This window comes from Acinetobacter sp. BY419, from assembly GCF_019038395.1.
GTDB lineage: Bacteria > Pseudomonadota > Gammaproteobacteria > Pseudomonadales > Moraxellaceae > Acinetobacter.
The window spans coordinates 1-24,325 of the sequence record NZ_JAGFXZ010000035.1; the positions used below are offsets into that span (position 1 = coordinate 1).

At 44.3% G+C, this 24,325-nt stretch carries 19 protein-coding genes; 5 read left to right on the plus strand and 14 right to left on the minus strand.

Going from position 1 to position 24,325, the window contains the following annotated elements; all coding sequences use genetic code 11:
• Positions 1 to 225: 225 nt before the first annotated feature.
• From KUG37_RS12270 to pheA, 5 genes are all read right to left on the minus strand, one after another.
• Positions 226 to 3,033, minus strand: coding sequence for an autotransporter domain-containing protein (locus KUG37_RS12270; RefSeq protein ID WP_216940483.1), 2,808 nt, complete (start codon positions 3,031 to 3,033; stop codon positions 226 to 228).
• 860 nt (positions 3,034 to 3,893) lie between these two features.
• Complete coding sequence (locus KUG37_RS12275) at positions 3,894 to 4,256, minus strand: hypothetical protein (RefSeq protein ID WP_216940485.1); 363 nt, start codon at positions 4,254 to 4,256, stop codon at positions 3,894 to 3,896.
• A 99-nt stretch (positions 4,257 to 4,355) separates the two neighbouring features.
• Positions 4,356 to 6,602 (minus strand): bifunctional prephenate dehydrogenase/3-phosphoshikimate 1-carboxyvinyltransferase, encoded by a 2,247-nt coding sequence (locus KUG37_RS12280; protein ID WP_216940488.1) that lies wholly within the window; start codon positions 6,600 to 6,602, stop codon positions 4,356 to 4,358.
• 3 nt (positions 6,603 to 6,605) lie between these two features.
• Complete coding sequence (gene hisC / locus KUG37_RS12285) at positions 6,606 to 7,697, minus strand: histidinol-phosphate transaminase (RefSeq protein WP_216937043.1); 1,092 nt, start codon at positions 7,695 to 7,697, stop codon at positions 6,606 to 6,608.
• Between the two features lie 67 nt (positions 7,698 to 7,764).
• Positions 7,765 to 8,874, minus strand: a complete 1,110-nt coding sequence (gene pheA / locus KUG37_RS12290) for a prephenate dehydratase (RefSeq protein WP_216940490.1) — start codon at positions 8,872 to 8,874, stop codon at positions 7,765 to 7,767.
• A 486-nt stretch (positions 8,875 to 9,360) separates the two neighbouring features.
• Between pheA and KUG37_RS12295 the strand changes: the two genes are divergently transcribed.
• Complete coding sequence (locus tag KUG37_RS12295) at positions 9,361 to 9,879, plus strand: DJ-1/PfpI family protein (protein ID WP_216937045.1); 519 nt, start codon at positions 9,361 to 9,363, stop codon at positions 9,877 to 9,879.
• Positions 9,880 to 9,960: 81 nt separating this feature from the next.
• Here the strand turns inward: KUG37_RS12295 and KUG37_RS12300 are convergent, their stop codons facing one another.
• Together KUG37_RS12300 and KUG37_RS12305 are read right to left on the minus strand one after the other, a co-directional pair.
• Positions 9,961 to 11,103, minus strand: coding sequence for an acyl-CoA dehydrogenase family protein (locus KUG37_RS12300; RefSeq protein ID WP_216937046.1), 1,143 nt, complete (start codon positions 11,101 to 11,103; stop codon positions 9,961 to 9,963).
• A 159-nt stretch (positions 11,104 to 11,262) separates the two neighbouring features.
• Positions 11,263 to 12,606, minus strand: a complete 1,344-nt coding sequence (locus KUG37_RS12305; RefSeq protein ID WP_216937047.1) for a dicarboxylate/amino acid:cation symporter — start codon at positions 12,604 to 12,606, stop codon at positions 11,263 to 11,265.
• A gap of 413 nt (positions 12,607 to 13,019) precedes the next feature.
• Here KUG37_RS12305 and KUG37_RS12310 point away from each other — a divergent pair, with 413 nt between their 5' ends.
• A complete protein-coding gene (locus KUG37_RS12310; protein WP_216937048.1) occupies positions 13,020 to 14,021 on the plus strand; it encodes a glycosyl transferase family protein in 1,002 nt (333 codons plus the stop codon).
• 84 nt (positions 14,022 to 14,105) lie between these two features.
• Here KUG37_RS12310 and KUG37_RS12315 read toward each other — a convergent pair whose 3' ends face one another.
• Both KUG37_RS12315 and KUG37_RS12320 read right to left on the minus strand, forming a co-directional pair.
• Positions 14,106 to 14,378: a YeaC family protein gene (locus tag KUG37_RS12315; RefSeq protein WP_216937049.1), complete on the minus strand. Its 273-nt coding sequence runs from the start codon at positions 14,376 to 14,378 to the stop codon at positions 14,106 to 14,108.
• A gap of 3 nt (positions 14,379 to 14,381) precedes the next feature.
• Positions 14,382 to 15,320 carry an NAD(+) kinase gene (locus KUG37_RS12320; RefSeq protein WP_180086143.1) on the minus strand — a complete coding sequence of 313 codons (939 nt, stop codon included), beginning with the start codon at positions 15,318 to 15,320 and terminating at the stop codon, positions 14,382 to 14,384.
• A gap of 191 nt (positions 15,321 to 15,511) precedes the next feature.
• Here KUG37_RS12320 and mrcB point away from each other — a divergent pair, with 191 nt between their 5' ends.
• Positions 15,512 to 17,902 carry a penicillin-binding protein 1B gene (gene mrcB / locus KUG37_RS12325; RefSeq protein WP_216937051.1) on the plus strand — a complete coding sequence of 797 codons (2,391 nt, stop codon included), beginning with the start codon at positions 15,512 to 15,514 and terminating at the stop codon, positions 17,900 to 17,902.
• Positions 17,903 to 17,916: 14 nt separating this feature from the next.
• Positions 17,917 to 18,459, plus strand: coding sequence for a tetratricopeptide repeat protein (locus KUG37_RS12330; protein WP_216937052.1), 543 nt, complete (start codon positions 17,917 to 17,919; stop codon positions 18,457 to 18,459).
• Positions 18,460 to 18,515: 56 nt separating this feature from the next.
• On the opposite strand, the gene KUG37_RS12335 is transcribed toward KUG37_RS12330, so the two are convergent.
• On the minus strand, positions 18,516 to 19,415 hold the full coding sequence (locus KUG37_RS12335) for an NUDIX domain-containing protein (protein ID WP_216937053.1): 900 nt from the start codon (positions 19,413 to 19,415) through the stop codon (positions 18,516 to 18,518).
• Positions 19,416 to 19,553: 138 nt separating this feature from the next.
• Here KUG37_RS12335 and hemP point away from each other — a divergent pair, with 138 nt between their 5' ends.
• Positions 19,554 to 19,724, plus strand: a complete 171-nt coding sequence (gene hemP, locus KUG37_RS12340; RefSeq protein WP_004645578.1) for a hemin uptake protein HemP — start codon at positions 19,554 to 19,556, stop codon at positions 19,722 to 19,724.
• Between the two features lie 81 nt (positions 19,725 to 19,805).
• Here hemP and KUG37_RS12345 read toward each other — a convergent pair whose 3' ends face one another.
• The 4 genes from KUG37_RS12345 to KUG37_RS12360 all read right to left on the minus strand — a co-directional run bounded on the left by KUG37_RS12345 (position 19,806) and on the right by KUG37_RS12360 (position 24,155).
• Positions 19,806 to 21,134 carry a HAMP domain-containing sensor histidine kinase gene (locus tag KUG37_RS12345; protein WP_216937054.1) on the minus strand — a complete coding sequence of 443 codons (1,329 nt, stop codon included), beginning with the start codon at positions 21,132 to 21,134 and terminating at the stop codon, positions 19,806 to 19,808.
• Between the two features lie 3 nt (positions 21,135 to 21,137).
• Positions 21,138 to 21,803, minus strand: a complete 666-nt coding sequence (locus KUG37_RS12350; protein ID WP_216937055.1) for a response regulator transcription factor — start codon at positions 21,801 to 21,803, stop codon at positions 21,138 to 21,140.
• Between the two features lie 135 nt (positions 21,804 to 21,938).
• A complete protein-coding gene (locus KUG37_RS12355; RefSeq protein ID WP_216937056.1) occupies positions 21,939 to 22,304 on the minus strand; it encodes a NirD/YgiW/YdeI family stress tolerance protein in 366 nt (121 codons plus the stop codon).
• Positions 22,305 to 22,397: 93 nt separating this feature from the next.
• The gene (locus tag KUG37_RS12360; protein ID WP_216937057.1) at positions 22,398 to 24,155 is read right to left on the minus strand and encodes a GspE/PulE family protein; all 1,758 of its coding nucleotides are present in this window, start codon (positions 24,153 to 24,155) and stop codon (positions 22,398 to 22,400) included.
• Between the last annotated feature and the right edge of the window lie 170 nt (positions 24,156 to 24,325).

Genomic DNA, 24,325 nt, shown 5'->3' on the forward strand with positions numbered 1-24,325 from the left:
TGAAAACAGCTTAGTATAAGACGTTCACTTTTGAGTTGAGGGCGATTTTTAGGGGAGTTATGAATAGGAATGAACTGATTGATCGTATCAACGCTACATAGAAAACGATTCACAAAAGTGTTTAAAATCCGCCTTAGCAGAAGCTGCATAATAATAAAACCTTTATCGTTATTAATCCTTAAGGAATCAAAGATTCCTGAATAGGATCTTTTTTATCCATATGATTTAAAAGCTGTACTTCAAGCCAAGTTGTAACTGGTAGTCACCTGAATCAAGCGCATTACCATTGGCATCACCAAAGATATTCCAGTTTTGACCACCTTGATAGTTAAAGCCCACACCGTACAGGAAGTAATTTTTTTCAAAACTTGGAGGTGTAAAATCAACACTGGTCGCACGATCCACATTCATTAAAAGCGCCACTTTGTCATAATCACGGTTGAAAGCATTTGCATATTCACCATAGCCAGTTAAAACCACACTTGGCGTTAACTTGTAATCCAAGCGAACCCCTACATGAGCTTTGGTTTCAGCTACAGCAACATCACTGACTGATACACCCATTGCATTTGCTTCTGTTACCCCATCGAGGTCAACAGTGTTGTAACTAAGCGCAAGGTAAGGGCTAACATTCAGCTTATCAGCAAGGTAATCATAACCGATCTCACCATATACACCGTATTTGGTTAAATCTGCTTTTGAACGTGATTCCTCAGTGATTTCACCATCGGTAATGAAGCGTTTAAACTCTACATCACCCATGCCAAACTGCATATTTCCCGCCAGATATATACTGTCAGTTGCTTGCCATTTCAGGTAAGCACCCAAGTTGGTCACATCAGTTTCAGCAGTCGCATTGGTATTATCAAAGTCTGATTTATCCTGATACTGACTAACATAAGCCCCCATCGCCAAGCGATCTGAAACCATTGCATCAGCACCCACAGAAACAGTGCTAACCTTAGATTCAACATCATCCCATCCACTCGCAGAATTTTTATTGCTCAGGTAAGAACCATTCAACCAAAGCCCACCCTGACTATTAGACAACAACTGGTAAGAACGCTGTGCAATTTGAGCATTCACCAGAGAATCATTACGCAGCAACACCGATGGAGTTTCAACAAAAATCGCCCCTGAATTAGAGTTCAGAATGGCTTGCGCTGCTTCTCTGGTCGCAACAGACTGGATTGTGCCGACATACTTGGTCAGATCAGTTACCTCACCATTTAAGGCTTGGGTATTCGCCTTATTCATCAATTCGTTCAGAAGCTCACCGGAAACCTCAGAGATACCGCTTGATACCGTACCCGCAGCTACAGTATTCGCATAATCCACATTGACAGTGACCTTGTTGGATTGATGCTCCAAGCCTTTTACCGTCAAGAATGGAGAAATTGACTTGTACTGAGTAAACTCCCCTGTCACCTTATTGGCGGTCAAAACCGTATGCTCGCCTTTGGTCAGGATTTCACGGTTTGCAGCAGACACTTCAAGCGAACCTGCAAGTGCAGCATTGCCTTTAATGGTCAGGTAATGATGCAAATCGTAGTGCAATGTACCTGATTCATCTTGGGTATAATTACCGTTTACGGTCAGACGACCATCAGCAGTAGAAACACGACCACTATTGGTCACAGCACCCACAGAGCCATTACCTGAAAGCACACCACTCTTAATCACCGCTACAGGACTTGTAATTGAGCCAGTGATACGCAGTTTGCCCTTATTCACACTGGTGGAGCCTGTGTAGGTATTTTTCCCTGACAGAACTAAAGTACCGTTACCATTTTTGATCAGCCCCGCATCACCCCCAATATTATTCGAGAAAACACTCATACCCATAACATTGGCATCAAAAGCATCACCAAACTCTTTGCTGAATAATTTGACACCTTTCAGGGCGCCTTCAAGATCTAAATACCCCCATCCAAAGGTACTATTATACAGCTTGTTTGTGCCTGAACCATCGTCTAGATACTGGGCAGTAGTCAGCAAGGTTTGACGTACTTGATCAGCTGTCAACCAGGGATACTTAGACCATACCAAGGCAGCAGTCGTAGTCACTTGAGGTGCAGCAGCCGAAGTACCTGAAAAATAGACCAAACCATGGACTTTATTGCTATAAAGCAGGCCAAATCTGAAATCCGCAACCAAGCACCAGCGAGCAGAATCTCCACAAGCATTCGCTCCTTTACCATCGGCATTACGGAAAAGTTTTTGACCTGTTTCATCCACACCCGTCACACTTATCACGCCTTTTTCAACAGCTTTATTGCCCACTGGAAGCAGTGATTCAACAGAGGGATTGGCAAACCCGTCATTACCTGTAGCAAATACCACCAGAGCATCTCTCTTCGCCAGTTCGGCAGTATAATCAACCAGACGCTGTTTATAATCACCAGATGCAAACATGGTCGCAAAAGAAGCATTGAATAGCTTCACAGCATATTTTTCATTCAGGTCATTCATTGCCTGAAGATGGCCTGCAGTTGTTGCATATCCCAATTCACGATCAGCAGACTGAATGCCATATATTTGGGAAATATCTTTGGCCAATCCTTCTGTCATGGCCTTTTCCATAAAATTAGGTTGAGCAGGAATTTTGCCTGCTATGATTTGAGCAACCAATGTCCCATGCAAACCAGGGCCTATGTCTTGTACAGAGATGCCTGCATTCGTTAAATCTTCAACCGTGAAAGTACCCGCCTGATAATCATTAATGTATTTCAATACTTTCTCTACAGAATCCTGCAAGTAAGTATTTTTCTGAACACCTGTATCCGCTACACCAATTGCTATCTTATTACTACCTTTCGCAGTATCAACAACATCAAACTTGGATTTAGCATAAGTGTAAGGTGTTGGTGTTGGTGTTGGTGTTGGTGTTGGTGTTGCACCATTACCATTATCTAGATCATTGTCAATTGGCTGAGAAGTTACGATGGGTAAAGATTTAGATCCACCACATCCAGTTAGCATGAGGCTAACGACGGCGAGTACAAGAGCCGATGGAACTGTTTTGATGTTCATACTTACGCCTATTATTATATTTATTATGGTTTTATAAATTGATTAGAGTATGGTGAAATTTGCTGCTTAAAAAATAAAGATAAAGTGGAATCTAATCTCCAAACTTCAGTCCTTGCTCGCAAAGTTTTGTCTCTTACTACTGAAGGATCAGCTTTACTCAAAGCTAAAAACTATTTTTTATAATTTTGATATTTAGCTCGAACATAATTTAAGAATTTTTATTGGAGCTATTTTCTATTAAATTCGACTCCATCCCCTTTGACTGGGTTTACCCAAAACATTCGGCAAATCAGACTCTATGTTCAAGAAATTTAATCGAAAATTTAAGGTTAGTAAGTTATTAAATATATTTAAATTGTTATTGAATGAAACTACACTCATGCCAGCCATGTCTAGGCACATCAATATACGATAGGAATTAAGGTTCAATCGATTTCACAAGGTATAAGTCGAAATAGTTCTAAATACACTTAGCAAGTCAGTCGCATAGAAAACAGCTTGGATTTATCATGGATGAGAGTAAAATTCGGGCTGTGAAGTGGTATCTGATTTGATTAATCAGTAGAACTTAACTGGAACAAAGATATTGTATGGGGATAAAAGCCAGGATTTTGAATCATGCAGAGAAAAATAAAGGAAAACCAAATTCAGGCGGATATTCCCAAAAATATAATTCAAAATCCAGCACTATACTTATGAACTGGTATTGATATAAAGTCAGTCATTTAGCTAAAAATATATTTGCAAGAGTGGAACAGCGTTAAGGTATTGCAACATGTTATGACAAGCAAAAGCAGGATTTTCAAGTTCTGCTTTTGCTTCCACTTTATCTGATTGCTATGATGAAATATTAACAGTCCCTAATTTTTCCACTCAAACTCGCTAAAGCTTTCCTGCTCTTTTAGAGAAGCTTCTACTGCCTGCGCAAGCTGATTAAGCAAACTTCTTTCGGTTATACGATCCAGCCAGTCCTGCTCTTCTTCAGGATATGATGCGATTTCACAGATCAGATGGCCCTCTTCATCTCTGGTTTCGCAACTTACAGATAAAGGCAGCGCATGTTCATCCACACTAACAGCGACCTGAGCGCCACTTTGGTTTAAGGTCTGAAACCCGTATTTGCCTAATTCCTCAGCAAGTAAGTGTGCTACATATTCCTGGGTTTCTTGACCATCCCGTGGTTGCTGACTTTGGGTATGGGCCATGAATTTTAATTTTCGCATCGCTACTTCCAAATGGCTTTTTTCTTATATGGGTTTAGCATAAGCAATATAAACAAAACAGCCAAGCAAAAGCTTGGCTGTTTCACATAATTTTAAAAATTATTCTGAAACTTGAATAGGTAATCCTGCAATTGAGGTCAGTTCTGTGAAAGTCGGGAAACTGGTGGCTACCGTTTCAGTACCGACAATCTTGATCTGCTCCGAATTGCGTAAACCGGCAATCGAAAAACTCATTGCAATACGGTGATCATGATGCGATTCGATTTCGCCACCCGTAAAGATTGGCGACCAGTCACCTGATTTGCCTTTCCCTTCAATAATAATACCGTCTACAGTTGGGGTACAGTCAATGCCCAGGGTTTGCAGGCCGTCGGCCATCACTTGAATACGATCTGATTCTTTCACGCGAAGCTCGGCCGCACCGGTCAAAATCGTCTGACCTTCGGCACACGCAGCGGCTATAAACAGTGCTGGAAATTCATCAATCGCCAATGGTACCTGATCTTCAGGCATATGAATGCCTTTCAGGGTACGTGTACCACGAATATGAATGTCAGCAATCGGCTCACCGCCAGCAATGCGCTCGTTTTCAACACTGATGTCTGCACCCATCTGTTTCAGGATTTCAATCACGCCCGTACGGGTTGGGTTAATGCCCACCGCCTCAAGGGTTACATCCGAATTTTCAGTAATGGCAGCACCCACCATAAAGAAGGCTGCAGAAGAAATATCAGATGGTACCTGAATATTGGTTCCGACCAGCTTACCGCCACCTTGCAGTGAAATTCGGTTACCTTCAGTTTTCACCTCATAACCAAATGCACGCAACATACGTTCAGTATGATCGCGGGTTGGTTCAGGCTCGGTCACCGCAGTTTCACCTTCAGCCCATAGGCCTGCAAGTAGAATACCTGATTTCACCTGAGCCGAGGCCATTGGCAAATCGTACTGAATACCTTTTAAATTTTGATTTCCAGTAATCGATACAGGTGGTGTACCGCGCTCACCCGTGGTCTGAATCTGTGCACCCATTTCACGTAAAGGCTTGGCAATACGCTCCATTGGACGTTTAGATAGGGAGGCATCGCCTGTCATCACTGAATCAAAGTTTTGCGCTGCCAGCATACCGGACAGCAAACGCATTGAAGTACCTGAGTTACCCATATAAATGGCAGACTGTGGTGCTTTAAGACCATGCATACCGACACCATGAATGGTGACTTCACCATTTTTAGGACCTTCTATGCTGACACCCATATCACGAAAAGCCTGCAAAGTTGCCAGTGCATCTTCACCTTCAAGGAAACCCGTCACATGCGTGGTACCTTCAGCAATGGCACCAAACATGATTGAACGGTGTGACACAGATTTGTCACCTGGCACGGTAAATTTACCCTGAAAAGATTTGGTACCCGGCTGAATAGTAAACTGTTGTGTCACTTTGTTTTTCTCCATGAAAGGTTTCTTGGCGAGCATATGGTTGAAATGCTGGCGAGCTGCCTGTGCATGACCCAATAAGCCCATCAATGCTTGGGAATCTTCATCTTCAATCAATTTGCGGATAATCGCGAGCTGTTGTTCAAAGCCATTCACAGCATTAAGAACTGCTTTTTTGTTGGCAAAAAAGATGTCATGCCACATTTGTGGATCGCTGGCGGCTATTCGCGAAAAATCGCGGAAGCCACCGGCTGCATAACGAAATATATCTAGATTGTCTTCACGCTTGGCCAGCTGTTCGACCAGGTTAAACGCCATTAAATGCGGAAGATGACTGGTATGCGCCAACACTTCATCGTGCTTGTCCACATCCATGCAAATGACTTCCGCTTTTGCTGCTTGCCACAGTTGAGTCAGTTTATCCACTGCCCAATCTGCACTGCTTGGTAGCGGTGTCAAAATTACCTTGTGATGGGCAAAAAGATCTACTTTCCCTGCATGTACACCGGTGTGCTCTGCACCTGCAATCGGATGACCCGGTACAAAACCTTCAGGCAATGCATCACCAAAGACAGCTTTAGCCGCCTCGACCACATTGCCTTTGGTACTACCGACATCCGTGATAATCGTATCGGCAGATAAATAAGGCTTGATGGCTTCCAGCACCTTTTGCGTGGCACGTACCGGCAATGCAAGCACCACCAGATCGGCACCTTTCACCGCTTCCACAGGATCGGCATAACCTTCGGAAATCAGACCAAGAGCTTTGGCGTCTTCCAAGGTCTTTTGCGAACGTGTCGATGCAACAATGTCATGGGCCAAATGCCCGGCTCGAATGACACGCGCCAAGCTTGAACCAATCAGTCCTAGCCCGATAAATGCAACTTTCTCAAACAGTGGCTGCGACATGGTTTAAGCTTTTGCCTCTAAACCCAATACTTTAGCAAGCGCGCTCAAGAATTTCGCGTTTTCTGCTTCAGTACCAATCGATACACGAATGTGATTGGAAATACCGACCGGCCGCACAATCACCCCTTGTTTCAGCAAACCATTAAAGATTTCTGCTGGGTCTGCCTGTACATCCACCAGAATAAAGTTAGCACGAGAAGGCACATAATTAAGACCCAAAGCCTTAAAGCCTGCTTCGAGTTGTGACATACCGGCTTTATTTACTTCACGAGAACGCGCGATAAAGTCTTCATCTTTCAGGGCAGCCACTGCAGCCACCATAGCGAGATGGTTGACGTTAAATGGCTGACGGATACGGTTTAGGTAATCCGTCACTTCGACAGATGCCAGAGCAAAACCGACACGCAGTGCAGCCAAGCCATAGCACTTCGACAAAGTACGGCTAACGATCAGATTTGGATATTGCTGCAGGAATTTCAAGCTATTGAAGTTTTCCGGGAAATATTCCACATATGCTTCGTCCAGCACAACAATCACATTTGCAGGCACTTTCTGCATGAAGCTTTCAAATTCAGCTTCTTCGAACCATGTACCTGTCGGATTGTTTGGATTGGCAATGAAGATCAGCTTGGTGTTGTCTTTAACCGCAGCTGACATAGCTTCAAGGTCATGCGAGAAGCCTTTTGCTGGTACTTCAATCGCTTCAGCATTAATTGCCTGAGTGACCAGTGCATATACAGCAAACGCGTGCTGGCTATACACCACAGAATCCTTTTCAGAAACGAATGCACGGGCAAACATTTCCAGTAAGTCGTTTGAACCATTTCCCAAGGTAATCTGATTGTGATCAAAACCGAATTGGGTTTTGATCTGATCTTTCAGGATATAACCACCACCATCTGGATAACGGCCAATTTCAGCAATTTCCGCAGCTACCGCTTCTTTGACTTTATCTGAACAACCTAACGGATTTTCATTTGAAGCCAGTTTTACGATATCGGTAAGACCCAACTCACGCTCAAGTTCACTGATCGGCTTACCTGGTTGATATGGCTTTAATTTTGAGATGCCTGAATTGGCTGGAACAAACGACATTTTAGACTTCCAATTTTACGTATAAAACAGTGGTCAGCACCCTCGCCCTGACCACAACATAGCTGACTTAAAGCACAGCTGCAGGATATGAACCAAGCACGCGGACTTCTTTCACCAAAGGACTAATTTCTGCAATTGCGGCTTTGACATGCTCCTGCTCAATATGGCCTTCCAGATCAATGAAGAACACATAAGCCCATTTTTCAGGAAGTGCCGGACGCGTTTCAATACTGGTCAGACTGATATTATGCTTGGCAAATGGCGCCAGAATTTCCAGCAATGCACCGGCACGGTCATGGGCAGAGATTAATAATGAAGTTTTGTCATTGCCACTTTGCGGCACTTTTTCACGACCAATCACCAGGAAGCGTGTAGTATTTTCAGGATTGTCCTCGATATTGCTATGCATGATTTCGAGCTCATAAATGCTCGCTGCAATTTCAGAGGCAATCGCGGCAGAATGCCATTCATTACGGATACGGCGAGCCGCTTCTGCATTGGAGCTCAAAGCTACACGTTCTACGCCTGGATAATGGGCATCTAGCCACTTACGGCATTGGGCCAAAGTCTGCTGATGCGCATAAATCTGTTTGATGCTGTCTTTACGGGTATTTTCAGAAATCAGGAACTGATGGTGAATCGGCAATTCAACTTCACCAACCACGTTCAAGTTCGACGTTTTAAAACAGTCCAACGTATGGTTGACCACGCCTTCAGAGGAGTTTTCTACCGGTACCAGGCCATAATGAGCACTGCCCGCTTCCACTTCACGGAAAACTTCATCAATAGTCGGTAAAGGGCGAACCACAGCATCATGACCAAAGTGCTTCAGTACCGCAGAATGGGTGTAGGTTCCGATCGGCCCAAGAAAAGCAATGCTTTGCGGAGCTTCAAGCGCAAGACAGGCCGACATGATTTCACGAAACAGACGCGCCATCGTGGTATCTGACAATGGACCTTCATTACGTTCCATGACATTACGTAAAACCTGAGCCTCACGTTCTGGACGGTAAAACAGCGGATTCTCTTCTGAAGCAAACTTTGCTTTTGCTACAGCTTCAGCCAAACGTGCCCGACGGTTAATCAATTGCTGAATTTGCTGATCAACAGAATCGATATCTTCACGAATTTTTACCAAATCAAGAGAAGTCGTGGTGTTTTGATCGTCGTTGATCATTGTTATGTCGCCCTTCATAAACCTTATCTGTTCAGTATAACAATAGTGAGCTTTCAAATGTTACGCAATATGTCATTGATAGATTAAGTCTTAAAAACATACAGTTGATTTTAACCGTTTATCGCTTTTAGTCATATCTGGTAACACTTAGTTCAGCTTTTCCACCTAATTTACATTATCAAATTGTAAACCTTGCTCGTCCATCTTAACTGATTTTAATGAAGATGAAATATCACTATTTCTTAATCTGTATAGCGGTTTTAACCATAAGAAAATTAAAATAATACTAAGCCTAAGGATGATTAGTTAGCCTTTCAATCTCAGTTAGATTTCACAATAAAATGCATGCAACATTTTGGTAAAAATAGTTATTTTTCCTTTATTTAGCTGGTTTTTTACAAAAAATCACGTCTTGTTTACAAAGCAGAGACGCTTTTTAAAGCATTACTGCTAGTCTGATTTAAAACAAGAGGTGGGGTGTGCGTCATGCCAAAAAGAATAGCTGTACTTGTAACCAATAACTTTGAAGATCAGGAATATCTTGAGCCGGTTGCAGCCTTGCGGGCAGCGCAGCATAGCATTTGCAATATTGAACTCAACGCAGGAAAAGTGGTCTACGGTCTGCATGGCTATTCCTCAGTGACGATTGACCGGGGCATCGAACAAATCAGTATTGATGATTTTGATGCTTTACTGATTCCTGGTGGTGAATCTGCAGTTTCTTTGTCTAGGGATATACGGGTGCTACAGTTTATTCAGGCTTTTAATCAGGCCAAGAAAACCATCTTCAGTTTATGTGATGCATCTTTATTACTCTGTGAAGCAGATATACTGAAAAATCGGATTATTACCAGTATTCGTGCGCATGCGAGTCGCGTGCAGCATGCTGGTGGAACTTATTATGATGTAGAGCTGGTGAATGACAATAATCAGCTGATTTCATCGCGTCTGCCTAATGATTTACCCATTTTCATTCATGAATGTTTGAATGTCTTGAAATCATAAAATTTAAGAAGAATAACTCTATCTTGGCTAGCTCTCCCCAAAAAAAAGAGTCCTTCGGGACTCTTTTTTTTGTTTAACGTATTAACGTCCCAACAGACTGCGCGCCACGATCTCTTTCATGATTTCATTGGTACCGCCGTAAATCCGCTGAATACGCGCATCAATAAAGAAACGTGAAATGGGGTATTCAGTCATGTAGCCATAGCCACCAAATAACTGCAGCAGGTTATCGGCAATTTTCATCTGCATATCAGTAGAAAAACTTTTCAAAGCGGCTGCAGTTTCAACATCCAGTTTACCTTGCATATAAAGTTCTAAATTCTGGTTATAAAATGCTGCCGTCGCCAGTTCATCAATTTTCGCTTGCGCCAGTACAAAGCGGGTATTCTGGAATTGACCAATCGCCTGACCAAAAGCCTGACGCTCTTGCACATATTGCGTAGTTACATCAATAGAGCCACGAATGGCGCCCAATGCTGTTGCGGCAATAGCAGTACGCTCACGCGGCAATTCCTGCATCAGGTAAGCAAATCCCTGTCCCGGCTGTCCCAGTAATTGGTCCTTTGGCACTTGAACATTGTCAAAGAACAGCTCGGAAGTATCCTGCGCATGCAGACCAATTTTGTCCAGATTGGTTCCTTTTTTGAAGCCTTCCAGATGGGTATCGACCAGCAATAATGAAACGCCTTTTGCACGGGCTTGCGGATCAGTTTTGACTGCAAGTACCACTAGGTCGGCATGCTGACCATTGGAAATAAAGGTTTTTGAACCATTCAACAGATAATATTCATCCTGCAAGATGGCACTGGTACGCATGGCCTGCAAATCTGAACCGGCACCCGGCTCGGTCATGCCAATCGCACCGACCACTTCACCTGTGACCATTTTCGGTAACCAGTATTTCTTCTGCTCTTCCGTCCCGATGTGCAGGATATACGGAGCTGCAATATCCGAATGACAAGACAAACCTGTGGCAATGGCACTGTATCCGGCACGTGCAGATTCTTCGATCAGCATCAGTGAATAATCGGTCGGCACGCCATAGCCGCCATATTCTTCTGGTACATCCACGCACAAGAAGCCATTTTCACCGAGCGCATTCCAGACTGAACGCGGCATCAAGCCTTCACGTTCCCACTGTTCATAATACGGCGCGACATGTTCATTCATAAAGCGTTTAAAATTATCGCGGAATAATTCTAGATCGGCATCGTAGGCAAGCATTCTATTGTCCTTGTTGTTTATCATTTTAGTTTCCTTTTCACAGACTATCGACTTTCATCCTCCCTGTCATGTGCCGGCATTCATCTTTTTACTAACTTCACAGTCAATAAAAAAGGGAAGCCGAAACTTCCCTTTTAGACAGTAAAGACAGACGCTAACTTAGTGAGCGTTATTGCCTTCTTGTGCCATTTTTTCATCAATTTCTGCAGGATTCGCTAAAGCATAGTTCAGCTTGTCCATATCTAACTGACCCACCCATTTCGCAACGACTAAAGTTGCCAAAGAGTTACCGACCAGATTGGTCAGGGCACGCGCTTCAGACATGAAGCGGTCGATACCAAGAATCAATGCCAGACCTGCAACAGGAATGTTACCCACAGCAGCCAGGGTTGCCGCCATAACAATAAAGCCTGAACCAGTCACGCCTGCCGCACCTTTAGATGAAATCAGAAGTACCAGAAGCAGCGTAATCTGATGAGACAAATCCAGTTGCGTATTGGTCGCTTGTGCAATAAAGATCGCGGCCATAGTCAAGTAAATCGACGTACCATCCAGGTTAAATGAATAACCGGTTGGAATCACCAGACCTACCACTGATTTTTCAGCGCCAGCCAGTTCCAGCTTTTTCAACATACGTGGCAATACTGATTCTGAAGAAGAAGTACCCAGTACAATCAGCAGTTCTTCGCGAATCAGGCGGATCATCTTCATGATGCTGAAACCCGCAAAACGCGCAATGGAACCTAATACGATGAAAATAAACAGCAAGCAGGTGATATAGAAACAAATGATCAGTTGAGCCAACTGGGCAAGAGAACCAATACCATATTTACCAATGGTAAAGGCCATGGCACCAAATGCACCGATTGGCGCAAGTTTCATGATCATGTTCACAATATTGAAGAAGACATGTGAAATCTGGTCGATGAGTTTTAGGACTGGCTTACCTTGATCACTCAGCTTATGCAGCGCGAAACCAAAAATGATTGCGAACAACAGAACCTGCAGGATTTCACCTTCCGCAAATGCACCCACAACCGTATTTGGAATGATATTCATCAGGAAGTCGATGGTGGACTGTGACTCGCCTGATGCCACATACTTAGAGATTCCCGCAGTATCCAGAGTGGCTGGATCAACGTTCATGCCTACACCTGGCTTGACGATATTAATCACCAGCAGACCGATTAGCAAAGCAATCGTGGATACGATTTCGAAGTAAAGTAAAGCAACCCCACCAGTTTTACCCACTGATTTCATGCTTTCCATGCCTGCAATACCACTGACCACGGTACAGAAAATCACAGGGGCGATGATCATTTTAATTAAACGGATAAATGCATCACCAAGTGGCTTCAGTTGCTCACCTAGACCCGGAACATATTGTTCTGCGCCATTAATAATTTGTGTACCACTTGGCGAGAAATGTCCGACCAGGATACCCGCAATAATGGCTACGATCACTTGAAAATAAAGCGACTTATAAATTGGTTTTTTAGCCATAACCTTACTTCGCGATATACTTCTAAACAGAAGCAATATTCAGTTTTCACTTATTTAAGAAAATAAGTGTCCAATACTTCATTGTCTGAAACAAAAAAGTGCCTATGTATCAAGAATTAATCTGATACTAAAAATAGAATGTGTATGTACGTTTAATAATCACAGCAACCCAACTCCTCAAAAGAAGTCAGTGTATTGATCAGGAGATGAAGCAAACACAAATAATCACGGGAAATTTTAACTGCTTTTTAGACTTTTGTTTAACCCGAAATGTTAATTTTGACTAAATAATAAACGATACCCCTTATACTATAGTCTTATAAAACTATAATAATTCTGCAAAATAAGAAGGTGAAATACCAATATCAGCGTAAAGTATGCCAATACTTGATGAATATGATTGATCTATCTGTATGAACACAAAGCGAAATATTTATAAAGATGCTGAACATCCTTTTGCCCAGTTTATCCGTATTATTGGCAAGGGAAAAAATGGCGCCCGCTCCCTCAACTATGATGAAGCCTATCAAGCCTTTAGCATGATTTTGAAAAATGAAGTGCTCGATGTGCAGTTAGGTGCTTTCTTGATGTTATTACGTGTCAAGGAAGAATCCGTCGATGAATTAGCAGGCTTTGTCCAAGCAACCCGTGATCAGCTGAATTTCAAAACACTGGATGTCGATCTGGACTGGTCTTCCTATGCTGGCAAGCGCAAGCATTATCCATGGTTTATTCTGGCAGCACTGACGCTAGCCAAGCATGGTTATAATATTGTGATGCATGGTGCCTCTGGCCATACCATGAACCGCATTTACACCGAACAGGTGCTGACTTACTTAGGCTATCCAATCTGTCAAAATGATGCCGAAGTTGAACAGCGACTACAACAACAGCATTTTGCTTATATCCCGCTCGACGTGATTTCTCCCATTCTGGCGGACTTAATTGCACTGCGTAATGTCATGGGACTACGTTCCCCGATTCATACGTTGGCCCGTTTGATTAACCCGTTTAATGCCAGAGCGACGCTGCAAGCAATTTTCCATCCGGCTTATCGGGGTTCGCATCAACAGGCGGCTTTCCGCTTGGGCTATAAAAATAGTGCGGTGATTAAAGGCGAAGGTGGCGAATTTGAGCGTAATCCGGATGCCAAAACCTTGATCTGTGGTATTAAAAATGGCGAGCTGTATGAGCATGAACTGCCAAAACTGACTGATAACCGTAGCCCGGTTGAGGAAGAACTGAATCTGGCCCTATTTAAGGCTGTCTGGGACGGTCAGCAAAGCCATGAATATGGCGAGATTGCAGTTACGGAAACCATGGGCATTGCGCTTTATACCATGGGTATTTGTGACAGTTTTGAAGCTGCGATGCAGAAAGCCCAAGCCTTATGGGCGAATCGCCACCTGGTTTAATATTTTGAATATAAAGAAAAAGGCATTATTCATTCATTGAAAAATGCCTTTTTAAATATCTAGCGACTGACTCGAAGTCAGTGCTTAGACAAAACGGATTGGCGTGAATTCAGGTTCATTCTTGTGATGATCATCATCACATTCCTCACCTTCTTCTTTAGTACCGCGATCGATATAACCGCTGCGTTCATTTTCAGGCAGGTTTTTCATTTCCCAGGCATAGACTGCCTGCATGCAGGTCTGGCGCTGTTCCTGAGTTAGGGCTACACCGTTTGGCCACTTTCCAATTTCAATTGCTGTTCTTAGGCGTTCAACAATCTCAGGATTGAGTACGGCAAGCATTTGTTCAATATTCATGATTTAATCCTGCTTAAAATAATCAAAGTCCTGATTCCACCCCAGTTTGGTTCGACAGGCATTATAAAAGTCATAGCCAGGTGGATGCAGAAGATTCAGTTTAAAGGGATGCTTGCGAATATGGACGCTATCGCCAACATTCAAAGACACACTGTGTTGTCCATCCGCACTGACCATCGGCAGTACGCGATTTTCACGAATCAGTAATTTAATTTCACTGTGTCCACCGACCACAATCGGGCGTGAAGACAAAGTATGCGGATGCATGGGTACCAGGGCAATCGCATCCATACTTGGATGTACGATCGGGCCGCCACCAGAAAGTGCATAAGCCGTAGAACCGGTAGGCGTAGATACAATCAAGCCATCACTGTGCTGACGATAGACATATTGTCCGTCAATATTCAGTTCAAAATCGATCATATGCACCGATTTACCTGAATGAAGCACCACATCGTTCAGGGCAATCGCATCATAAATCACTTCGCCTTTGGAGCGAATTTCGACTTCAAGTAAAAAACGGCGCTCGGTCTGAAAGTCACCCTTTAATACCTGATCCAGCTTAAAGATCACTTCGGTCGGCTTGATGTCAGTTAAAAACCCCAGACGACCGCGGTTAACACCGATCACTGGCGTATTGTACTTTACCAATGCACGTGCTGCATGTAACAGCGAACCGTCACCACCCACGACAATGACCAGATCCACCACTTCACCCAATAAGGCACGGCTGACGGTTTGGGTATTTTGATAGGGAACAAGTTCAGCTGTCGCTGCATCAAAAACTGGATGTAAGCCTAAATTAAGAAGATGATCGTGAATAAGGCATAAGGTTTCAACCACCGACGATTTATCAGGGCGTCCTATTAACCCGATATTTCGAAAGGTCTTATGGGAAATTTGCACCAGTGTCGTCGCTCCGCTACGAATCTTGGATATCATAACATTAAGCAATACCTGGATGACAATTTATAACAGCGCTTCATGCGTATGAAATTATTTGAGATATATTTAAATTAAGGAGAAATTGTGAGGTTTCATTTTAATTTTAAGCGCATTTCTTGATTAAATATTGCAAAATTACGAAAAGCTTCGCATGATTAGCACAATTTCACAGGATCTTATAAGTATTTATGAAATCTGAACGTGGCATGGGGTTTCTTGCCTTAATTTTTTCTGTTATCGTCATTTCTATCTTTGTTGCATTCAGTATCTATCTGATTAGATTAGATAATATTGTACGCGACAAGTTTGAAGGGCAACGCTGGGATATTCCGGCCAAGGTCTTCGCACGTCCGATGGAAGTGTACGTCAATGCCCCAGTCAGCCAGCAGGATTTCCAACAAGAATTAAAATTACTCGGTTATAAAAACTCGGATAGTTATACTAAATCAGGCAATTTTGTTACAACGGGTAATACCCTGTATGTACATACGCGCGGCTTTGATTTTGGTGACCGGGTTGAACCGGAACAGATATTAAAAGTCAGTTTTAGTGGTGAACAGATTGCAGAAGTCAGCGCGACCAAGCCGTCTTCAAGTGGCATAGCCCGTTTAGAGCCGTTATTGATTGGCGGGATCTATCCGCAGCATAACGAAGACCGGGTGCTGATCAAGCTGAATAAAGTGCCTAAACCATTGATCGAAGCGCTGATCGCGACTGAAGACCGTAAATTCTATGAGCATCATGGAGTTTCACCACGTGGTATTGCACGTGCCGTGGTCAGCAATATTACCGGTGGTAAACGTCAGGGCGGCTCGACCTTGACCCAGCAACTGGTTAAAAATTTCTATTTGACCCCTGAACGTACCTTAAAACGTAAATTGAATGAAGCCTTTATGGCAATGCTGATTGAATTGCATTATGACAAGAATGAAATTCTGGAAGCTTATCTGAATGAGGTAAATCTGGGCCAAAATGGCAACTATTCTATTAATGGTTATGGTCTGGCATCGCAGTTTTATTTTGGCTTGCCACTACGTGAACTGAATATTTCCCAACAGGCGTTCTTGGTGGGTCTGGTTCAGGGTCCAAGCCTGTATAACCCATGGCGCAATCCTGAAAGTGCAAAAAAACGCCGTGATATCGTCCTGAATAATATGTTGGTGATGGGCTATCTGACTCAGGAACAATATGAAAAAGAAATTGCACGCCCACTGAATGTTATTTCCAAACCGACTTTAGGTCCTGCCCGCTTCCCGGATTTTCTGGATATCGTGCGTCGTCAATTACGTACTGACTATCAGGAAACCGATCTGACCAATCAGGGTTTGCGAATTTTCACCACTTTAGATCCCTTGGCTCAAACCCGAATCCAGGACAGTTTTAAAGATACTGTGGCGCGTTTAAGCAAATCCAATCCGGGTCGCCTGAAGGATTTACAGGGTGCAGTACTGGTTTCACATCCTGAAAATGGAGAACTCATAGCAGCCGTAGGTTCGACTCAGGATTTCACCGGTTTTAACCGTACAGTTGATGCCAGACGTCAGGTCGGTTCGCTATTAAAACCGGTCATTTTCCTGACCGCACTGGAGTCCAATCGTTATAATTGGGCCAGCCCGATTGAAGACAGTGCAATCAGTATCAAGAGTGACGGCAAAAACTGGACCCCCAAAAATTATAGTGGCCGTGAGCATGGCACAGTTCCGATGATACAGGCGCTATCACAGTCTTATAACCTGTCGACCGTTCGTTTAGGTCAGGAATTTGGCCTGTCCACTTTTATTAATCATCTGAAAAAATTTGGTGTCACTTCCGAAATTCCATCTTATCCATCGATTTATTTGGGTGCAGTAGATATGTCGCCAATGGAAGTAATGAATATTTATGGCAACTTCGCGACAGGCGGTTTTCAATACCCAACCAAAGCGATTCGTTCTGTTGTAGATGCCAATGGCCGATCTCTGGATCGTTATAGCCTGAGTGTACAACCGACCATTGACCCTGCTTCCGCTTATGCCCTGAATTATGGCTTACAACAGGTGATGTCGAATGGTACAGGCCGTGCAGCGTATAACAGCTTGCCACGCAGTCTGAATCTTGCCGGTAAATCCGGTACCACCAATGACACTCGTGACTCATGGTTTGCCGGATATTCAGGTAAGTATATGACTGTGGTCTGGCTGGGTCTGGATGACAACAAAGCCACTGGCTTAACCGGTTCTTCGGGAGCGCTCCCGGTTTGGACCAATGTCATGAAACAGCTACACCAGAAACCGGTGAATCTACCTCAGCCGAATGAAATCGAATGGCATTGGCTGGATCGTTATACCGGCCGTTTATCAGCCCAAGGCTGTGAAGGCGCCATGTATATCCCGATTTCGCGTCATGCCCTGCCAAATCAGGCAACTGCCTGCGGCATCTCGCATTATGCAACGGAACCTTATGATATTAACTCCGAGCCTGCCCCATCTGATGCAGAACAGGATGATATCGGTCGTTATATACAAGAAAGTGAAACAGAAATTGAACGTGATCTTGAGAGTGAAACCCGTATTATCGCCAGTGGAAGTTATAGCCAATAATTGAGTCTATGTTTATGTTAAGAAAAATCCTCCCTGGTTTGCTCATCCTCAGTCTGGTGGGCTGCCAAAGTATGCCTGAGCCAGAAAAGCCAATCCCGCCTAAGCCTGCGACGGAAAAACCGAAAGCTCAGACACCGGATGGCGTTGTGATTACACCTTATGACCGGCCTGATATCAAACGCCAGAAAATTGTCATTCCTGAACAGAAACCGAAAAGCAAAAAGTTTGATGATGGTCGTAATCTGCCGGCATTCAAGCAGCTAATGCAGCAAACCCAGCAGGCCTATGCCAAGCAGCAGTTTGCCCAAGCTGAATCCACTGTCATGCAGGCGCAGCGTCTGGCACCTCAGGCACCGGAAACGTACTTATATTTGGGCATGATTGCCAACCGTAAAAACCAGCCGGCACGTGCCGATGCCTTTGCCTTACGTGGCCTGAGCTATGCGCAATCCAGTGCCATGAAAAAACAGCTGTGGCAAGTCCGACTCAAAGCTGCTCAGCAGCAGAAAAATACTAAAGCGATTCAGCAAGCCCAACAGGTCCTGAAAAAGCTTTAAGATCATTTCCTGTGGAAACTGACTTACCAGCAGAAAGCTTTTTTTAAATAAAGTGTTCACACATAGCGAATGCCGGCAATGCCATAAGCATGCTGGTTTTTTGCATAATGGAGTTCTTCAGCCTTCATCCCGCCTAATGCAAAAACTGGAATCTGTACCTGCTCTGCCATTTGCTTGAATTGTTCCCAGCCTAGCGCAGCTGTGTCTGGATGCGTCGCAGTTGCCAGTACCGGACTGAGTAAAGCAGCTTCACAACCAATCTGTTCTGCATGCATTAAAGCTCGCAGATCATGGCAAGCAGCCAGATAACGATAGCCAGATTTGAGTTCGCCTTGTTTCAAGTCCATCAGTTGCGTTTGTTTAAGATGAATCGTGCGAATGGTTTGCTGCTGCAACTCATTCAGTTGTGACCACAGTTGCAGATTAATGATTAACCTGGAGAGCTGATCTACCGGATACTGCTGTAATTGCATGATTCTTTCAGGCGTTGCTTCCACACGCCAATACAGCATTTGCTCTGGATCCAGACTCTGTAAAATATCTAGATCTTCAGAGATTTTGATGCGCTGTGGCCATTGCAGCTTTTGAATCATGGAATGATTGGCTTTTGGAAAATTCAGCTGTCCAAGTTCTTCCCGGCTGTACCAGCGCCAGGACTGTTTGATTTCAGTCAGTTGTGCAGGCTGTACTGAAGCATGAAAAATATGCAAATTGACGATGAGATCTTCATATTCATGTGAGATAAAATCAGAAGCATGCCAGCGTTCAATATCAATGCCTACCTCTTCAATCACTTCGCGGCGGCATGCTTCGACTGGCAATTCACCCTGTTCAACTTTTCCGCCTGGAAATTCATATTTATTGCCCTGATGCTGCGTGGCTTCACGCCACCCGACAAGAACCTGATTTTGATAAAATAAAAGAGCAATTGCGACATGAATCGTAGCTTTAGTCATGACTTAAGGAACCATTGAAGTTTTACAGATTGTAAGCAAATTAGAGTTTTTTATAAATTGCTCAATATTTCGTTGACAGACCTACTCGATAATGATTATCATTTAAATCAATCCAAACTACACCACGGAGTCGACGGAATGAACGCCCCATTTAGCCTATTTACCCGTAATAACGATACTCATCATGCTTTGCCAATGCTGCACTCCAACAATCTGTTTGCACTGGGTCGTGAAATCCGGATCATGCATGCCGGTGAAGAATACCGTTTACGTCTGACCCGAAACAACCGTCTTATTCTGACCAAATAATGAGCACAGTTTAAAAACAACAAACGTGGGAAGCAGCAGTATGAATCAGCGCATACTGCTTTTAGTTTTTCATCTCTCATCTCATTGGGATGTATGTTTAAAACTCAATGACACTTTAAGTCCACCCAAGTCCGACGGCGCAAAATCAATTTCACCCGCATGCAGGGCCATAATTTTCCGGCAAATGGACAGACCTAAACCTGAACCCTGAGTTCGCGTACCCAAAGCCCGATAAAAACGTTCACCTAAACGCTCCAGCACATCACCAGAAATCCCCTCTCCTGAGTTTTCAATCAGCAACTGAATCTGATGTTGCTGAATAACCGTCCGGATCTCAATCTGTCCCTGCGGTGGTGTATAACGGATGGCATTATCTACCAGATTGCGAATACAGCTAAAAATTAGTTCCGGATTCGCGTCGATCACGGCATCCTCAAGGTTGAGATTCCAGTGAATGTTCTTTTCCTCTGCAAAAGGCTGCAATGCCTGCAAAACCTCCTGAACCAGAACTTTGAGATTGACGGATTGCATGGGTAATTGTTCTATCCGCTCCGGATCGAGTCGTGCCAGCAAGAGCAAATTTTCCAGCACCTGCGTGCCGCGATTGACATCATTTTGAATCAGCTGCAAGGCTTGAGGGAGTTGTGCATCATGCTGATATTGACGTTTCAGAACCTGTAAACGCATCTGTATAGCAGACAGTGGCGAACGCAGCTCATGCGAGGCATCTGCAGTGAAACGCTGTTCGGCAGCCAGCGATTTTTCCAGTCGGACGAGCATGGCATTCAGCTGGCGTACAATCGGTTGCAGTTCAGTGATTTCAGGATCAGGCGTTCTGATAGGAGTCAGATCTTGGGCAGTTTTGGAACCAATTTCACGAGAAATCTTGTTTAACGGTCTTAGCTGGCGTCTGATCGCAACCCGCAGAATCAGCCATTGCACAAGCCATAGAATGCATAAAATCCCGGCAAAGCCCAGCGTGGTTTGCCAGAGCTCATTGAAGCGTACTGAAAGCGGCTGTACGATTTTCACCTTCAAGCCGTCATCTTCTGCATTCAGGATACGGATAAAACGGCCATTTTCATAAGCGAACTGAAAGCCATTGTTCTGTGTCATGGGAATGGCATTGATCAGCTCATCATCAACCGAAGTAGTAAGTACCTGCTCGTCCAGCAACAAGGCATACTGGATATCAAACTGTTCACTCAGTTCATCGACCTGGGTGTCTTTGGCCTGAGTGATATCACCAAGCAGCAGCTCAGAAATCTGCTCCATTAACTCATCGTGCAGCTGATTGGCCTGATAACTGGAAACTCCCAGCAATAACAGCCAGGCCAATACTCCGGCCACTATGGAACTGAACAGTGCATGCTTGATTAGCCGGGTTTGCAGTGAAATTGCAGCCGACATGGTTCAGACCTCAGCTTTATGCATGCGATAGCCCAGACCACGAATGGTTTTAATCATCTGGCTGCCGATTTTCTTACGTAGCTGATAGATAAACACTTCTATGGCATTACTTTCAATTTCATCACCCCAGGCATACAGCGATTCTTCGAGCTGCTCACGGGTGACAATATGTTCAGGCTGCTGCATCAACTTGTATAAAATCTGAAATTCTTTCGCAGTGAGATTGACCGATTGACCTGCTTTAGTCAGGGTTTTGGCTTGTGTGTCCAGACTGAGATCCTGCCATTGCAAGATATGAGTGGGTGTTTGCTGTTTCTGTCTGAGCTGGGCACGTACCCGTGCGGAAAGCTCTTCCAGGCTAAACGGCTTGACCAGATAATCATTGGCACCCAAATCCAGTCCCTCGACCCGGTCATCAATACTGTCTTTGGCAGTGATAAAAATCACCGGTGTATCTTGCTGTCGGTTACGCAAACTTTTCAGAATCTCGTCTCCGGTTGCATTTGGCAGACCACGGTCCAGCAGGATACAATCATATTGATGCTGCTCAATGGCCAGAATGGCATGATCACCGCGCTCAACCCGGTCAATGACATAACCATCCATTTCCAGCCAGGTCTGGATACTGTCTGCCTGTGACTGGTCATCTTCCGCCAAAAGAATACGCATACTGTGCTCCACTTGCTTCCTTGTTCTATCTTGCCCTGAAAAAGCAGCAGACTCAAAAAAACCACATGCTTTTTGGTAACTTGCATGTGGTTTTTTGTTGCTGTGTTCAGATTGACTTCAGCAAATCAGGTGCTATTAGAAACGAACCTGTTCAACATCAATTTCAACCCGTTTTGCCGGTTTATAATCAATATCAATTTCACCCGTAATGACTACCGGTGTTTTGGCTGAAATCGGTTTGCCCTGCCAAAGTTCATCATCAATCTCAACAGTAATGGTACCTGTGCTGTCACGGAACTGGTATTTTTCATCGCCGACTGCTTTTACGATATAACCTTTAAGCTGGACCTTGCTGTCATCTTTCATGGCCAGTGCCTGTTTGACTGTGGTGGATTGAGCAAAAGCGGCCTGATTCACAGCGGTGTCACTACTTGCTACCGTAGCTGTGGCGATAGAACCCATCAATGCAGCTGCCAGAACTGTATTTATCATCATTTTCATTGCAGTTACCTCTTTAAAGTCTTACCTTATTTCGATGATGCTATTAAAACAGCCGAAGATGAATTGAATCTTAAGATTGCTTCATTTTTAAAATTAATTTAAAGGCACCACTCTCAGGACTTCCTCAAGCGTGGTCACACCTTCCAGAATCTTGCGCGCCCCGGCAATTCTGAGCGGTTCTACCCCTTCTTTTTTGGCCTGCTGACGTAATTGATTCAGGTTGGCATCAGCACCAATCAGCTGTTTGGCGGTGAGGCTCAGGGGCATAAACTCATAAATCCCGATACGGCCTTTATAACCGGTGTGCCGGCATTCTTCGCAGCCCACCGCTTTAAAGACAAATTCCGGCCGATGCAAAGGATAATCTGCTGCCAGATGCTGCCATTCCTGCTCGTTCAGGAAGCTTTCCTGCTTGCAGTGCGGGCACAGCTGACGTACCAGACGCTGTGCCAATACACCCAGGATCGTGGCGGCTGTCAAGAAGGGTTGTACACCCAGATCATGCAGACGGGCCAGACTCGACGGCGCATCATTGGTATGTAACGTCGATAGAACCAGGTGACCGGTCAGTGCCGCCTGAATCGCCATATTGGCAGTGTCCTGATCGCGAATCTCCCCGACCATGATAATATCCGGATCCTGACGCATCAGTGCACGCACTCCGTCAGCAAAACCCAGATCGATGCCGTTATTGACCTGCATCTGGTTAAAGCTGGGTTCCAGCATCTCGATCGGATCTTCAATGGTACAGACGTTAACCTGTTCAGTCGCCAATTGCTTCAAGGTTGAATATAAGGTAGTGGTCTTACCGGAACCGGTGGGGCCCGTGACCAGAATGATGCCATGACTATGACTGGTCAGGTTGTTCCAGTCATTCAGCAAATGGCCTTCAAAACCAAGTTGCTGGAAACTTCTGACCAGCACTTCCGGGTCGAAAATACGCATCACCAGTTTTTCACCAAAAGCTGTCGGCAAGGTCGACAGACGCAGTTCTGTTTCCTGTCCTTTGGGGGTCCGGGTTTTCAGGCGACCATCCTGTGGTTTACGTTTTTCCGCCACATTCATCCGGCCCAAAATCTTGATCCGGGAAATGACAGCGGTCAGTGTATTGGCCGGCATGTTGTAAATTGTATGCAGTACACCATCAATCCGAAAACGGATCTTGCCAGTATCTTTACGCGGCTCCATGTGAATATCACTGGCGCCCTGTTCAAAGGCAAATTGCAGCACCCAGTCCACCAGTTTCACAATATGCTGATCATTGGCATCCGGATTCTGTGAATCCCCCAGTTGCAGCAAGGCTTCTACGCCTTTATTTTCCCGGTCATAGGCAGACGATTTTTGAGAGCCACTGACCGCCCGGCTAACCTGATAATACTCAACAATATAGCGCTGTAACTGTTCTGGATTTAGCAATACCCGTTCAATTTTTTTCGGGGCAATATTCTGCTCAAGATTCGACACCCATTCAGTTTTATAAGGCTGATCCGTGGCTATCAGGACTTTATCTGGCTGAATTTCAACAGCCAGAATACGGTTACGTAGTGCATATTCCTGTGACATGGCATTGGTCAATGCCTGTACATCTGCCTTGAGCGGGTCGATGATATAGAACATCAATCCGGTTTTTTCTGCCAGCCACTGACATAAACGGTTCAGGGTCAACGTCGTTTGAGGATGGGATTGATCGACCAGATGAAAATTGGCGATCCACTGTAAAGGGTGCCATTTTAAGTGTTCACGTTGCCGATGAGTGGTCTGTACCAGCATTCGGTCGCGTTCACTGATTTTGCCATCTTTAAAGAGTTGATCTAAACACCATGCCGTATCAATTTCAAAGTCAAATTTCATTGTTATCAGTCCCCAAACTTGACTCCACTATAACAAGTTTTTGCAGTTCTTCGTATGCTCTATCAACATTAGCCGATCCACTAGATATCTGTTTCTCCGGTCAATAGCAAGACCATCACATTGTTTCGGAAGATAACCATTTCCTGCTTGTTTAAGCTTGAGTGTATCCC